Here is a 713-nt window from a genome sequence, read left to right as displayed (position 1 = left end):
TTTATTGATTTGAGCTTGCTCTAAGGAGTCGGCACTTGTGTGGTAAAGCGCTGATGAGTACAGCATGTTGGTATCTAAAAAAGCTTCATACAAATCATTGCCTAAATCGTAATGAGCATGGATGTTCTTCCGAGAATTTTCTTGCGAGTTTCGATTCGTCCAATGGCTAAACTTGTAAAGTAACTTGGTAAGCCAACTACCCTGCTCCTCAAGCTTATCAAGGGCTCGCATATTGAGCGCCATGAGCTTCATCAACGCAGTTAAATCTGGACTGTCCCACCAGCCATCCATGTACGCCTCACCGGCAGCGATGCTACCGCCTTGTAATATTCTGGAGTAAAAACCTGGGTGCTTAACCTCAATGGTCGCAACGACAGGTTGGCCACTATATTCCCCGTTTGGCGCAGTAAAACGTTCACTGCGCTCCTTTGTCTCAGTATGAAACGATTCAATAATGGTTAAGCAACCCATTTCCATCTTTTGCAGACATTGAAAAATAACTCCGCGAGCCGCTTTCTGAGTCGTCGTCAGTTTGCGCGGCAATGTTATAGAAGTCGTATTTAACATGCAGAATTCTCCTTGTGCTTATTATTTTTCTTATCTTATTTGTCGCTAGAGGCTTGACGTTCATTGGACGCCAAATATTTAGGGTGAGAATAAAACGGCGCACCTTTAATCCATAACCTCAACGCATGCCAGTAGATTCCAACCAT

General features: G+C 43.9%; 2 protein-coding genes. Both read right to left on the bottom strand.

The genetic code is table 11. The annotated features are described in order from the left end of the window. The coding region (locus R7Q46_RS27065; protein WP_318078244.1) for a class I SAM-dependent methyltransferase at positions 1 to 567 on the bottom strand (567 nt) is incomplete at its 3' end. A gap of 35 nt (positions 568 to 602) precedes the next feature. Beyond that, positions 603 to 713: DUF1365 family protein (locus R7Q46_RS27060; protein ID WP_411978777.1), on the bottom strand; the 111-nt coding region annotated here is incomplete at its 5' end.

It is taken from the genome of Vibrio sp. 811, from assembly GCF_033339195.1.
Note: the sequence above shows the minus strand (reverse complement) of the source record. Positions and strands in the feature narration are given on the sequence as shown.